The organism is Micromonospora sp. WMMA1976, assembly GCF_027497335.1.
GTDB classification, from domain to species: Bacteria; Actinomycetota; Actinomycetes; order Mycobacteriales; family Micromonosporaceae; genus Micromonospora; species Micromonospora aurantiaca.
The window spans coordinates 6,268,632-6,281,104 of sequence record NZ_CP114912.1; the positions used below are offsets into that span (position 1 = coordinate 6,268,632).

Consider the following 12,473-nt stretch of genomic DNA (forward strand, 5'->3'; position numbering starts at 1 on the left):
GCCGGTGCGGCGAACCGGGCAGGCTAGCGTCGGAAGCGTGAGCACCGGATCCCCGCGCGTCCTGCCGGCCGAGCGCGGCATCGACGAGGCAGCCGCCGTCCTGCGCGTCGGCGGGCTGGTCGCCTTCCCCACCGAGACGGTCTACGGGCTGGGCGCCAACGCGCTCGACGCCCGGGCCGCCGCGCGGATCTTCGAGGCGAAGGCCCGGCCCAGCTTCGACCCGCTGATCAGCCACCTGGCCGACGCCGCCGACCTGGCCGCGCTGGTGGGCGAGGTACCCGCGGTGGTGGCCGAGCTGGCGAAGCGGTTCTGGCCGGGCCCGCTCACCCTGATCGTGGACCGCCCGGAGATCATCCCGCCGATCGTCACCTCCGGCCTGGACACGATGGCGGTACGCGTACCGGACGAGCCGTCGGCGCGGGCGCTGATCGCGGCGGCGGGCGTGCCGGTGGCGGCGCCGAGCGCGAACCGGTTCGGCCAGCTCAGCCCCACCCGGGCCGAGCACGTGGTGGCCGGGCTGGGCGGCGCCGTGGACGTGGTGCTCGACGGCGGGCCCACCCGGTGCGGCATCGAGTCGACGATCGTGGACGCGCGCGGCGACCGGCCGGTGGTGCTGCGGCTGGGCGCGCTGCCGGTGGAGGCGATCATCGAGGCGGTCGGCCCGGTCGAGGTGCGCCAGGGCAGCTCCGGTCAGCCGGTCGCGCCCGGGACGCTCGCCGCGCACTACGCGCCGCGTACCCCGTTGCGGTTGGGCGCGGCGGCCGAGCCCGGCGGCGGCCGACGGGGATTCCTGGCCTTCCGGGAGCCACCGGCGGACGGCGACTGGGCCGCGGTGGAGGTGCTGTCGCCCGACGGCGACGTGACGGCGGCGGCGGCGCGCCTGTTCGACGCGCTGCACCGGCTCGACGCAGCAGGGGTGACCGAGATCGTCGCCGAGCCGGTGCCGGAGACCGGCGTGGGCCGCGCGATAAACGACAGGCTGCGGCGGGCCGCCGCCACCTGGCACTAAGAACCGGGCTGCGGCAGGCGGTCGACCAGCTTGGTCAGCGCGCCGTTGGCGAACGTCGCGCCGAGCGCCGAGCCGGTGGCGATGGTCCAGCCCACCGGGCCGAGCGGGGTGCAGCCGAAGAAGTGGCTGACACCGGGCGTCTGCACCACCGCCACGAGCACGCCCACCGACGCGGCGGTGGCGGCGAGCACGCTGGGGCTGGTGCCGCCGGCCAGCACGGTCTGCCCGAGCTGGGTGCCGATCAGCGAGGCGAGCGCGACGGTGCTGGCGCGCCGCTGGGTTCCGGTCCACCTGGCGATCGTCCAACCGGCGGTCGCGCCCAGCGTGGTCGCCGCCGCGCGCAGCCCGATCTCCCGGGTCATGGTGACGCCGAGCGAGGAGTCCGGGCCTTCCCGCAGCAGGTGGTCGGCGCTGTCGTCGGCGGGCGGGCGGACCGCGATGGCGAGCGCCGGTGCCAGGTCGGTGAGCAGGTTGACCAGCAGGAGTTGCCGGCCCCCCAGGGCGGACCGGCCGGTCGCGGCGGCGCTGAGCACGCTGAACGCGATCTCGCCGAGGTTGCCGCCGACCAGGATGCTCAGCGCGTGCCGCACGGACGACCACATGGCGCGTCCCTCGACCAGCGTGGCGATGATCGTCTCCAGCCGGTCGTCGGTGACCACCAGGTCGGCGGCGGCGCGGGCGGCGGGAGTGCCCCGCTGACCGAGCGCGATGCCGACGTCTGCCAGCCGGATCGCCGGCGCGTCGTTCGCGCCGTCACCGGTCATCGCGACGGTGCGGTCCTGGCGCTGCAACGCCTGGATGATCCGTACCTTGTGCGCGGGCGTGCAGCGCGCCACCACGTCGGTGGCCATCAGGCGCTCGGCGAGCGCGGCGTCGTCCAGCCGGTCCAGGTCGGTGGCGGTGACGACGCGCTGACCGCCGTCGTCCGGGCTGATCGTGGCGGCGATCGCCTCGGCCGTGGCCGGATGGTCGCCGGTGATCATGACGGTGTGCACGCCCGCGGCCCGGATCCGGGCCACCGCCGGCCGGGCGCTGTCCCGCACCCCGTCGGCTAGCGTCAGGAAACCCACGAAGACAAGCCCGTTCACCTGCTCGTCGCTGACCTGCTCGGTGGAGACCCGGCACTCGGCCACGGCGAGGATTCGGTGCCCGGCACCGGCCCGCCCGGCCAGCATGGCCTGCACCTCCTCGCGCCCAGCCTCATCGAGCGGCCGGTCCCCCTCGGCGGTGCGCCGGGACGCACAGCGCGGCAGCACCGACTCGGGGGCGCCCTTCACGCTCAGCAGCAGCCCGCCGGTGCCACGGCCGACTGTGGCGCTGTAGCCCCGGGACGGCTCGAACGGCAGCCCGGCCGTGGCGGTCCACTCCGGCGCGCCGGTCCGCTCGGTCACCCCGGCGGCGTCGGCGCCGTGGCGTACCGCCCGGTCGGTCTGCTGCGGCAACTCGTCCGGGTCGTCCGCGGCCGGGGTGGCCCGCACGGCGGCGGCCAGCGTCGACCGGAGCGGCTCGTCCAGTTCGTCCAGCACGGCGTACCGGCCGTCACCGGTACCCACCCCCGCCAGCAGCAACTTCCCCTCGGTGAGCGTGCCGGTCTTGTCGAAGCAGAGCACGTCGACCCGGCCCAGCGCCTCGATGGTCCGGGGGTTGCGGACCAGGGCGCCGTGCTCGGCCAGCCGCCGCGCCGCCGCCAGCTGCGCGGCACTGACCAGGAACGGCAACCCCTCCGGCACCGACGCCACGGCCAGGTTCGCGGCGGTCGCCGCCGTTTCGGCAAGGGGTACGCCCCGAAGCAGCCCCGCCCCGGCGACAGCGATCGCCGAGGCGGCCGCCAGGGGTACGGCGCTGCTCGTCAGCCTGCCGAGCCGCGCCTCCACGCCACTGACCGGCGGGGCCTGCCGGGCCATCGCGAGGCTCCGCCCGGCCTCGGTCTCCGCACCGGTCGCCACCACGACGGCGGTTCCGTGCCCGGCGGCCACTGTGGTGCCCTCGAACAGCATCGAGTGCCGTTCGGCGACGGCCGCCGCGACCACCGGTTCCGGACTCTTCGCCACCGGCAGCGACTCGCCGGTCAACGACGACTCGTCGGCCTCCAACCCCTCGCTCGTCAGCACGCGGCAGTCGGCCGGTACGGCGTCCCCGGAGCTGACCGTGATCACGTCGCCGCGTACCAGCTCCTCGGCGGGCACCACCCGCTCGGTGCCGTCGCGCAGCACCCGGGCGGTGACCGCCGAGCGGGACAGCAGCTCGGCCAGGGAGCGTTCGGTGTTGCGCTGGTGCACGGCGCCGACCAGCGCGGACCCGCCCACCACACCGCCGACCAGTGCCGCGTCGACGAGCGAGCCGAACGCGGCGGAGAGCACCGCACCGGCGGCCAGCACCGGGGTGAGCGGGTTGGACAGCTCCTCCACGAACGCGCGGAGCAGCCCGGCCGGGCCGTGCTCGTCGCCGACCTCGACGCGCCGGCGGCGGGCCGCCTCCTCCTCGGCCAGCCCGGACGGGCCGGTGGCGAGCTGGTCCAGGACGGTCTGCGCCGGCATCAGGTGCCAGGCGGTGAGCGCGGGCGTCGGTGCGCCGGTCCGGTCCGGCAGCCGGTGCGCCCGGAACACGCCGTGCGCGAACGCGAGCGCCGCCGCGCCGTTCACCGCCGCCAGGGTCGGGCGGGGCAGCCGCCGCCGGTCGGCGGTGAACGCGGCGAGCGCGCCGAGCCCGCTGCCGGCCATCGAGATCCGGACGTTCTGCTCGGTCATCCGGCGGGCCACCCCGGCGGCGTCGACGAGCAGTGCGGGTACCCGCAGGTCGTCACCGACCAGCAGGTGCGCGCCCCACGGCGGCAGATCGTCCGGGCCGTACACGCCGAGGCCGCAGTCCGAGGCGGCCAGTGCCGACCGCTCACCGGAGACCACCATCACCACCGCGCCCTCGCGTTGCAGGTCGTGCACCGCGTCGGCGAGCCGGGCACCACCGGGTACGAGCAGGTCGGCGAAGTCGTACCGGCCGTCGTCCGCGCCGCCGACCACGAGCCGCAGGCCCGCCTGCCGGGCGGCCGACGCCAGCGCGTCCACACCCGGCGCGGGCTCCGGCTCGACCCGCAGGACGGCGGCGAGCCGGCCGTTCTCGGCGAGCCCGAGCAGCCGTCCACCGTCGGCGCGCAGCCGGGCGCTGTCCGGAGTGTCACCGGGATCGTCGGCGCCGAGGCGGTCCAGCGGGCCGATCCGCCAGCCGTCGGCGGCGCGTACCGCATCCGGCTCGGCCGGGTCGAACAACGCGAACGCCCGGGCGGCGACCTGCCCGGTGTCGGCGTCGGCCAGCGGCGCGAGGTCGGCCAGGACGCCCCGGTCCGAGCCGAGCACCGCCGCGTCGAGCACCACCGTGTCGATCCGGTCCAGCTCCCGCAGCACACTGCGGTCCATCGCGATCACGCCGCGCCGGGCGAGCATCCGGCCGAGTTGGGCGCCGTACCCCTCGCGGCCGGAGCCGGGCGCCTTCGGCAGCGAGGACAGCGCCAGCGCGGCGGCGCGCTTCGGCCCCAGCACCGGCAGCGCCGCCGCCCCGGCGACCACGCCGGCCGGGAGCACCCGCTTCGCGTACCGCTCGGGCTGCCCGTCGGGCACCGGGCAGGGCCGTTCGCCGTCGGGCACCCGGGCCACAGCCCGCTCCGGGTCACCGGTCAGGTGTGGTTCGGCCCGCCGCCACGCGGCCAGTTGCGCGGCGCCCTCGCCCCACTGCACCACGCGCTGCGCGCCGTCGAGCACGATGCCGGCCCAGCCGCCGGTGAGACCCTGCACCACGGCCTCGGCCAGCGGGAACAGCACCTCCGCGCGCGGATCGGCGCGGATGCCCAGGCCGGCCAGCGCGTGCAGCTTCGGGTGCAGGTCGACGGCGCCGAGCAGCCCGGCCACCTCGGCCGGGATGGGGGTGAGCGGCAGGACCCGGGTAGCAGCGGAGATGCTCAACCCGAGCACATCGGACAGCAGCGCGCCGAACGTCCGGGCCGTACGCGGTCCGTCCTCGGGCGGCTGCGGCGGCTCGATCTCCGGGTCCGGCTCGTACGGGCAGGTCTGCTCCACGCGCGCCACAGTGGCGATCAGGTCGCGCAGCTTCGGCGCCGGATCCCCGGTCGCCACCACCACCCGGCCCGACGGCGCGTTCACCCGCGCCCAGGTCACGCCCGGCATCGACTCCAGCGCCGCCTCGACCTGGCGGGCCAGCCGGTCGCCGCCGTCCTGGCAGACGCCGTGCACCTCGATGTGGTGGCGGCCGTCCTGCGACCACACGCGGCGGCTGGTCAGCCCGGTGAGTCGGGCCAGCCGGGCCGCCGCCGTACCGACGCTGCCCGCCACCTCGCTGACCCGGGCCGGCACGGCGTCAGTGGGCAGGGCCGAACCGACGGTACGCGCGACACGCGCGGCGGCCTCCGGTACGACAGTCGGAGACAGCAGGAGGCCGGCGAACCGTCCCAGCGCCATCTCGCCTCCCGGTCTCGTCCCGGCGGCCCGACTTCCCGGCGCGGAGTCCGTTATGCCACCCCGACGGCAGAAGTTTCCGGGCATCACCCCGCTGTTCCCGCCGGACGAGACGCGCGCCACAGTTGACCTCAACCGGGGGTGAGGTCCGAGGCTGAACGCCATGACCAGCACCACCGCCGTACCGGCTGACCCACCCGTCGACCTCTGGTCGCCGCGCCTGCGGGCGATGACCGTGGGCAGTGTCGCCCTGGTGTCCCTGCTCGCGTTCGAGGCGCTGGCGGTGGGCACCGCCATGCCGACAGTGGCGCGCAGCCTCGACGGGCTCGGCCTGTACGCGCTGGCGTTCGGCGGTTCGTTCGCCTCCGGCGTGGTGGCGATGGTCGCCTCCGGCATCTGGTGCGACGCGCGCGGGCCGCGCCCGGCCATGTGGCACGGGGTCGTCTGGTTCGTCGCCGGGCTGGTGGTGGCCGGTGCTGCGACGACGATGGAGGTGCTGGTCGTCGGGCGGGTGGTGCAGGGCTTCGGGTCCGGACTGGTCTCGGTGGCGCTGTACGTGGTCGTCGGTCAGGCGTACCCGGAGCAGTTGCGGCGGCGGATCTTCGCCGCGTTCGCCGCGGCCTGGGTGGTGCCGTCGCTGGTCGGCCCGGCGCTGGCCGGGCTGATCGTGGAACATCTGGGCTGGCGGTGGGTGTTCCTCGCGGTGCCGGCGGTGGCGATCCCGGCGGCGTTGCTGGTCCAGCCGGGCCTGCGGGCGCTGACCGCCACCGTGGCGACCCGCCCGCCGGCGGGTGCGTTGGCCCGGATCGGCTGGGCCTGCGGGGCGGGGGCGAGCGCCGCACTGCTGCACTACGGGGGGCAGCAGCGCGGCGTGCTCGCCGCCGCCCTGATCGCCGGGGCGCTGGCCGGGCTGTTCGTCTGCGTGCCGCACCTGCTGCCGGCCGGGTTCCTGCGCGCGGCGCGGGGACTGCCGACGGTGATCGGGCTGCGCGCGCTGGCGTCGGCGGCGTTCGTGGCCGCCGAGGTGGTGATCCCGCTGATGCTGTCCCGGGAGCGCGGTTTCTCGCCCACCGGCGCCGGCCTGGTGCTGACCGTCGGGGCGCTGTCCTGGTCGGTGGGCTCGTGGATCCAGGGCCGGATCGGTTCACCCCGTTCGGCGGCGACGCTGCCCCGGGCCGGGCTGGCCTGCATCACGATCGGTACGGCGGGCGTCGCGTCGGCGCTGGTGCCCGGGCTGCCGGTGCTGCCGGCCGTGCTGAGCTGGTCGGTGGCCGGGCTGGGCATGGGCCTGCTCTATCCGTCGCTGTCGGTGCTCACCCTGGAGCAGTCCGCCCCGGCCGAGCAGGGCCGCAACAGCTCCGCGCTGCAACTGGGCGACTCGCTCGCCGCCGCCAGCGTGCTGGCGCTCACCGGCGCGGTGCTGGCCGCCGGCGCGTCCCCCGGCCCGGCCGGCTTCGCGACCACGCTGGCTGTGGCAGCCGCATGCGGCCTGCTGGGCCTGCTGCTGGCCGGCCGGGTGGTGCCACGCCCTGTCGGCTGAGCGGCATCGGCTCTGCCGTCCGTCACGTTCGGTGACGCCGCCGATCGAAGGCATCACCGGAGATCGGTATGACTCCTGGTCATATTTATGACTCAGAGGTATGTCGATCGAGGTGGATGTTGTTCGCGTGGACCTCACGCATCGTCACGGGCGAGCCGAATACGCCCTCCGCCGTCCTCCTCGTGCCGCAGGATCGGTGTGATCACGGCGACCCGCCGCGCGGTCACGATCCGCGCCCGGCCCCCGTCCTTGGGAATGCAGCCGGACGAATCGGCTACGGCGCGAACCCACTGCGGCGTCGGTGGAGTCGGCAGGAACGACGCGCACGGCGGTTGCGGTGTGAGCGGGAGGAGTGGCGATGCGGGTGCTGGTGACCGGGGCGACCGGGCGGCTCGGACGGGTGGCGGTGCCCCGGCTGCGGGACGAGGGCTTCACGCTGCGCGCGATGAGCCGCGGGCCGCGTACCGGGGACGGGGTCGAGTGGGTGACCGCCGACCTGGCCACCGGCGCCGGGCTGGCGGAGGCGGTCGCCGGGGTGGACGCGGTGCTGCACCTGGCCTCGTCGCCGCAGCGGCGCACCCACGACATCGACGTGCTCGGCACCCGCCGGCTCGCGGTGGCCGCGGGTCACGCCGGGGTGCGTCACCTGGTCTTCGTCTCGATCGTCGGCGTCGACCGGGTGCCGCTGGGCTACTACCGGCACAAGCTCGCGGCCGAGCAGGTGGTGGCCGCCGGGCCGGTGCCGTGGAGCGTGTTGCGGGCGACCCAGTTCCCCGAGTTCCTGGACGGGCTGCTGCGCGGCGCGGGCCGCCTCGGCCCGGTGATCGGGGACCGGGCGGTGCTCGCCCAGCCGGTCGACAGCGGTGAGGTGGCGGACCGGCTCGCGGTCCTGCTGCTGGCCGGACCGTCGAACCGGGTGGAGGACTTCGGCGGACCGGAGGTGCTGCGCTACGACGACGCGGCCCGCGCCTGGCTGGCGGCCCGGCGGGTACGCCGTCCGCTGCTGCCGGTCCGGATCCCGGGCCGGCTCGGGCGGGAGCTGCGGGCGGGTGGTCTCACCACGACCGCCACGCCGACCGGCGTGCGGACCTGGGCCGACCACCTCGCTGACACGTACGGGGGAACCGGCGGAAGATGAGAAACGGTCGGGTCCGCACCGGCCTACGGTGACCGCATGCTGGTCTTCGTCGCCACCGTGGTCCTGTACGTCTTCGGTTTCGTCTTCCTCTACGGCGTGATCCGGGTCGGCGTCCGGCACGGCATCGAGGACGCCGAGGCGAACCGTCCCGAGGTGCTCCGCCGCCGGCAGCTCACCACGACCGAGAGCCGGGACTTCGCGCAGGAGAACGCGTTCCTCACCAATCCCAACTGAAGGGCGGGAGCGGGGTCCGGCCGGTCGATCCGTCCGACGGGTGCGAGGATCGCGGCATGATGGGGACGCTGAAGACGGAGCCGGCCCGGACCCGGCTCGACCTGCTGGCCCCGCCGGTCGCCGCGGCCCTGCGGGAGTGGCCGGCCGAGGCCCCGGTGGACGTGGACGACGTACTGGTCGCCCCGATCGACGCCGACCTGGCCGACACCGCCGCGTTCTGCGAGGCGTACGAGGTGGGGCTGGAGGAGTCGGCCAACTGCGTGGTGGTCGCCGGTAAGCGTGGCGGCGAGATCCGGTACGCGGCCTGCGTCGTGCTCGCCACCACCCGCGCCGACGTGAACGGCGTGGTCCGCAAGCTGCTCGACGTGCGCAAGGCGAGCTTCGCGCCGATGGCCGAGGCGGTCGAGTCGAGCGGCATGGAGTACGGCGGGATCACGCCGATCGGCCTGCCGGCGGACTGGCCGATCCTCGTCGACTCGCGGGTGATCGCCACGCCGCACGTCATCATCGGCTCGGGCGTACGGCACAGCAAGATCGCCCTGCCCGGGCCGGCGCTCGGCGCGCTGCCCGGGGCGAGGGTGGTGGAGGACCTGGCCAAGCCGGCCTAGGTTCTCATCCGCATCGATCTTGTTCCACGTGAAACATCAGGCTGCCGCTTCGCGCTGCGCCACCTCGCGCAGCGCGGCGAGCAGCGTCTCCGGCTCCTGGGCGCCGGTGACCGCGTACTTCCCGGCCAGCACGAACGTCGGCACGCTGGAGACGCCGAGCTGGTGCGCGGTGCTCAGGTCGGCGGCGACCTCCCGGCGGCCCAGGTTCGACTCCAGGTACTGCCGCGCCTCGGTCTCGTCCAGTCCGGCCTCGCCGGCCAGCGTGACGAGCGCGTCGATCGAGCCGACGTCGACGCCGTCGTGGAAGTGCGCCCGGTAGAGCCGCTCGACCATCTCGGCGGAGCGCCCGTGCTCGGTGGCGAAGCGCACCAGGCGGTGCGCGTCGAACGTGTTCGCGGCCACCGCCCGGTCGAACCGCAGGTCGAGGCCCGCGCCCGCGGCGACGCCGGTGACGTGCGCGGCCATGCCCTCGGCCTTGTCCCGCCCGCCGAACTTGTCGCCGAGCGCCTCCAGCAGCGGCTTCGGCTCGGTGACCGGCGTCGGGTCCAGCTGGAACGGCCGGAACCGGACGTTCACCTCGCCGTCGTACGACTCCAGAGCCTGTTCCAGCCGGCGCTTGCCGATCCAGCACCAGGGGCAGACCACGTCGGCGTAGATCTCGATGTCCATGACCAGCGACAACCCGCGGGTCAGGAGATCTGTTCCCGGACCTGGCGCTTGAGCCGGGCCAGGATGGCGGTGCCGCCGCGTACGCGCAGTGGGCTGATCGCCTGCGCCAGGCCCATCCGCTGGTAGAGGTCGTCCGGTACGGCGAGCACCTCCTCGGCGCTCGCCCCGGCCAGCCCTTCGGCGAGGATGCCGGCGAACGCCCGGGTGGTGGGCGCCTCCGGCGGGCAGTCGAAGACGGTGCTCACGGTCTTGTCCGCGTTCACCTCGGCGCGCAGGAAGAACGCGGTCTGGCACTCGGGGACCTGCTCCAGCTCCTCCCGGTTCACGCCTTCGGGCAGGGGCGGGATCACGTCGGCGAACTCCAGCAGCATCTCCAGGACGACGTCGCGGGGCGCGGCGGCGAACTCGTCGACGATCTCGGCCAGCTTGGTCGGCATCTCGGGCATGGGTCGAGGCTATCCGTCGCCGAGCTCCACCACCCGGCGGTGCCGGGCGGGGCCCCGCGTCACGCGAGCGGGGCCCGCCCGTCACACGTTCGGTGCGGCCTCGCTGATGTCGCTGAGCGCCGACTGGGGGTCGAGCTGCATGGCGAGGTCACCGAGGGAGACGATGCCGACGAGCTTGCGCTCGTTGTCGCACACGAGCACCCGGCGGATGTTGCGTTCGCGCATCAGCGCCGCCGCCTCGTTCGCCGTGCAGTGCTGCTCGATCATCACCACCTCGCGGGTGATGATCGAACCGATCGTGGTGGTGCCGGGGTCGGCGCGCTCGGCCACCGCCCGGACCACGATGTCGCGGTCGGTCAGCATGCCGGCGAGCGTGGCGCCGTCGGTCACCACGACGTCGCCGATGTCCGACTCCTTCATCACCCGGGCCGCCTCGTCCAACGGGGTCTCCGCCGGGAGGTAGACCACCTGTCTGGTCATGACGTCACTGACGCGGAACATGAGAGCCTCCGAACGCTTCGGTCGATCCGTCTGCGGTACCCGGTGGCGCGATCGCTACACCCCGTCGCGGCGCGTCGCGCCCACCTCGTCCCGCAGGCGCTCCACGATGGCCTCCACCGGCAGTTCGGTGCGCTCGCCGGTGGCCCGGTCGCGCAGTTCCACGTACCCGTCGGCCAGGCGGCGGCCGACCACGACGGCGCGCGGGATGCCGATCAGCTCGGCATCGGTGAACTTCACCCCGGCGGACACGTGCGTGCGGTCGTCGACAAGCACCCGCAGGCCGGCGGCGGCGAGGCGCCCGCCGAGGTCGAGCGCCGCGTCGAGCTGCGGCCCCTTCCCGGCGGCGATCAGGTGTACGTCGCACGGCGCGACCGCCGCGGGCCAGACCAGCCCTCGGTCGTCGTGGTGCTGCTCGGCCACTGCGGCGACCGCCCGGGAAACGCCGATTCCGTAGCAGCCCATCGTGGGCCGGACCGGCTTGCCCTGGGGGCCGAGCACGTCGACCGCGAACGCGTCGGTGTACCGGCGTCCGAGCTGGAAGATGTGCCCGACCTCGATGCCACGCCGGATGGTCAGCTCACCGTCGGCGCAGGCCGGGCAGGGGTCCCCGGGCCGCACCTCGGCCGCCTCGATCGTGCCGTCCGGTACGAAGTCGCGCCCGCACACCACGTCGGTGGCGTGCCGGCCCGGCTCGTTCGCGCCGGTCAGCCAGGCGGTGCCGGGCACCACGCGGGGGTCGACCAGGTAGCGGATGCCGTGCTTGGCGAGGATCTGCGGCCCGATGTAGCCGCGGACCAGCTCGGGGTGGGCGTCCCAGTCCTCGAAGACCGCCACCGTGGCCGGGGCGAGCACCGCCTCGACCCGCTTGAGGTCCACCTCGCGGTCGCCGGGCAGGCCGATCACCAGCGGCTCGCCCTGTTCGGCGCCGGGCCGGCGGACGGTGAGGACCACGTTCTTCAGCGTGTCGGCGGCGGTCCAGCCGGTGCGCCCGCCCAGCTTCCGGGCCTCGGCCAGCTCGACCAGGGCGGCGATGGTCGGCGTCTCCGGGGTGTCGTGCACCTCGGCGGGCGGATGCGCGTCGGGGTCACCGGCGGCCGGGGGGCGGGTCACCACCGCCTCGGTGTTCGCCGCGTAGGCGCAGGCGGTGCAGCCGACGAACGTGTCCTCGCCGACCGGCGTGGCGGCCAGGAACTCCTCCGACGCGGACCCACCCATCGCGCCGGACATCGCGTGGACAGTGGTGAAGTCCAGGCCGAGCCGGGTGAAGACGCGTTCGTAGGCGGCCCGGTGCCGGTCGTACGCCGCCTGGAGCCCGGCCTCGTCCAGGTCGAACGAGTAGGCGTCCTTCATCAGGAACTCGCGCCCGCGCAGCAGACCGGCCCGGGGGCGGGCCTCGTCGCGGAACTTGGTCTGGATCTGGAACAGCGTCACCGGGAAGTCCCGGTACGAGGTGAACAGGTCCTTCACCAGCAGCGCGGCCAACTCCTCGTGGGTCGGCGCGAGCAGGTGGTCGGCGCCCTTGCGGTCGGCGAGCGTGAAGATGTCGTCCCCGTACTCGGTCCACCGCCCGCTGGTCCGGTACGGCTCGGCCGGGAGCAGCGCCGGGAAGTGCACCTCCTGGTCGCCGATCGCGGTCATCTCGTCCCGCACGATCGCGGTGATCCGGTCCAGCACGAGCTTGCCCAGCGGCAGCCAGGTGTAGCCGCCCGGCGCGGCCCGGCGGACGTAGCCGGCGCGCAGCAGCAGCCGGTGGCTCGGCACCTCCGCGTCGGCCGGGTCCTCGCGCAGGGTCCGGAGCAGCAGGGTCGACATGCGCAGCAGCATTGGCGCAGCCTATGGTGCGAGCGGAGGGCCGGGCGACCCCT

At 75.0% G+C, this 12,473-nt stretch carries 10 protein-coding genes; 5 read left to right on the top strand and 5 right to left on the bottom strand.

The window, feature by feature from the left end; genetic code table 11:
* Positions 1-61: 61 nt before the first annotated feature.
* The gene (locus tag O7546_RS29000; protein WP_194800428.1) at positions 62-1,009 is read left to right on the top strand and encodes an L-threonylcarbamoyladenylate synthase; all 948 of its coding nucleotides are present in this window, start codon (positions 62-64) and stop codon (positions 1,007-1,009) included.
* Here the strand turns inward: O7546_RS29000 and O7546_RS29005 are convergent.
* Positions 1,006-5,475, bottom strand: coding sequence for an HAD-IC family P-type ATPase (locus O7546_RS29005; protein WP_281600260.1), 4,470 nt, complete (start codon positions 5,473-5,475; stop codon positions 1,006-1,008). The two genes, O7546_RS29000 and O7546_RS29005, sit on opposite strands and share 4 nt — an antisense overlap.
* A gap of 160 nt (positions 5,476-5,635) precedes the next feature.
* On the opposite strand from O7546_RS29005, the gene O7546_RS29010 reads away from it, so the two are divergent.
* The 4 genes from O7546_RS29010 to O7546_RS29025 all read left to right on the top strand — a co-directional run bounded on the left by O7546_RS29010 (position 5,636) and on the right by O7546_RS29025 (position 8,992).
* A complete protein-coding gene (locus tag O7546_RS29010) occupies positions 5,636-7,012 on the top strand; it encodes an MFS transporter (protein WP_281600261.1) in 1,377 nt (458 codons plus the stop codon).
* Between the two features lie 358 nt (positions 7,013-7,370).
* Positions 7,371-8,150: an NAD(P)H-binding protein gene (locus O7546_RS29015; RefSeq protein WP_281600262.1), complete on the top strand. Its 780-nt coding sequence runs from the start codon at positions 7,371-7,373 to the stop codon at positions 8,148-8,150.
* A gap of 36 nt (positions 8,151-8,186) precedes the next feature.
* Positions 8,187-8,384, top strand: coding sequence for a hypothetical protein (locus O7546_RS29020; protein WP_013283252.1), 198 nt, complete (start codon positions 8,187-8,189; stop codon positions 8,382-8,384).
* A gap of 59 nt (positions 8,385-8,443) precedes the next feature.
* On the top strand, positions 8,444-8,992 hold the full coding sequence (locus O7546_RS29025) for a YbaK/EbsC family protein (RefSeq protein WP_194800427.1): 549 nt from the start codon (positions 8,444-8,446) through the stop codon (positions 8,990-8,992).
* Between the two features lie 36 nt (positions 8,993-9,028).
* Here O7546_RS29025 and O7546_RS29030 read toward each other — a convergent pair whose 3' ends face one another.
* The 4 genes from O7546_RS29030 to O7546_RS29045 form a co-directional block, all read right to left on the bottom strand.
* The gene (locus O7546_RS29030; RefSeq protein ID WP_013283254.1) at positions 9,029-9,661 is read right to left on the bottom strand and encodes a DsbA family oxidoreductase; all 633 of its coding nucleotides are present in this window, start codon (positions 9,659-9,661) and stop codon (positions 9,029-9,031) included.
* A 20-nt stretch (positions 9,662-9,681) separates the two neighbouring features.
* Positions 9,682-10,107, bottom strand: a complete 426-nt coding sequence (locus tag O7546_RS29035) for a SufE family protein (protein ID WP_013283255.1) — start codon at positions 10,105-10,107, stop codon at positions 9,682-9,684.
* Positions 10,108-10,188: 81 nt separating this feature from the next.
* The gene (locus O7546_RS29040) at positions 10,189-10,608 is read right to left on the bottom strand and encodes a CBS domain-containing protein (RefSeq protein WP_194800263.1); all 420 of its coding nucleotides are present in this window, start codon (positions 10,606-10,608) and stop codon (positions 10,189-10,191) included.
* A gap of 54 nt (positions 10,609-10,662) precedes the next feature.
* Complete coding sequence (locus O7546_RS29045) at positions 10,663-12,432, bottom strand: proline--tRNA ligase (RefSeq protein ID WP_269697889.1); 1,770 nt, start codon at positions 12,430-12,432, stop codon at positions 10,663-10,665.
* Between the last annotated feature and the right edge of the window lie 41 nt (positions 12,433-12,473).

What these genes read in the sequence shown, in the direction of transcription:
- O7546_RS29030 (WP_013283254.1), bottom strand. Translation starts at nt 9,661, where the DNA reads ATGGACATCGAGATCTACGCCGACGTGGTCTGCCCCTGGTGCTGGATC.
- O7546_RS29005 (WP_281600260.1), bottom strand. Translation starts at nt 5,475, where the DNA reads ATGGCGCTGGGACGGTTCGCCGGCCTCCTGCTGTCTCCGACTGTCGTA.
- O7546_RS29025 (WP_194800427.1), top strand. Translation starts at nt 8,444, where the DNA reads ATGGGGACGCTGAAGACGGAGCCGGCCCGGACCCGGCTCGACCTGCTG.
- O7546_RS29040 (WP_194800263.1), bottom strand. Translation starts at nt 10,608, where the DNA reads ATGTTCCGCGTCAGTGACGTCATGACCAGACAGGTGGTCTACCTCCCG.
- O7546_RS29010 (WP_281600261.1), top strand. Translation starts at nt 5,636, where the DNA reads ATGACCAGCACCACCGCCGTACCGGCTGACCCACCCGTCGACCTCTGG.
- O7546_RS29045 (WP_269697889.1), bottom strand. Translation starts at nt 12,432, where the DNA reads ATGCTGCTGCGCATGTCGACCCTGCTGCTCCGGACCCTGCGCGAGGAC.
- O7546_RS29015 (WP_281600262.1), top strand. Translation starts at nt 7,371, where the DNA reads ATGCGGGTGCTGGTGACCGGGGCGACCGGGCGGCTCGGACGGGTGGCG.
- O7546_RS29035 (WP_013283255.1), bottom strand. Translation starts at nt 10,107, where the DNA reads ATGCCCGAGATGCCGACCAAGCTGGCCGAGATCGTCGACGAGTTCGCC.
- O7546_RS29020 (WP_013283252.1), top strand. Translation starts at nt 8,187, where the DNA reads ATGCTGGTCTTCGTCGCCACCGTGGTCCTGTACGTCTTCGGTTTCGTC.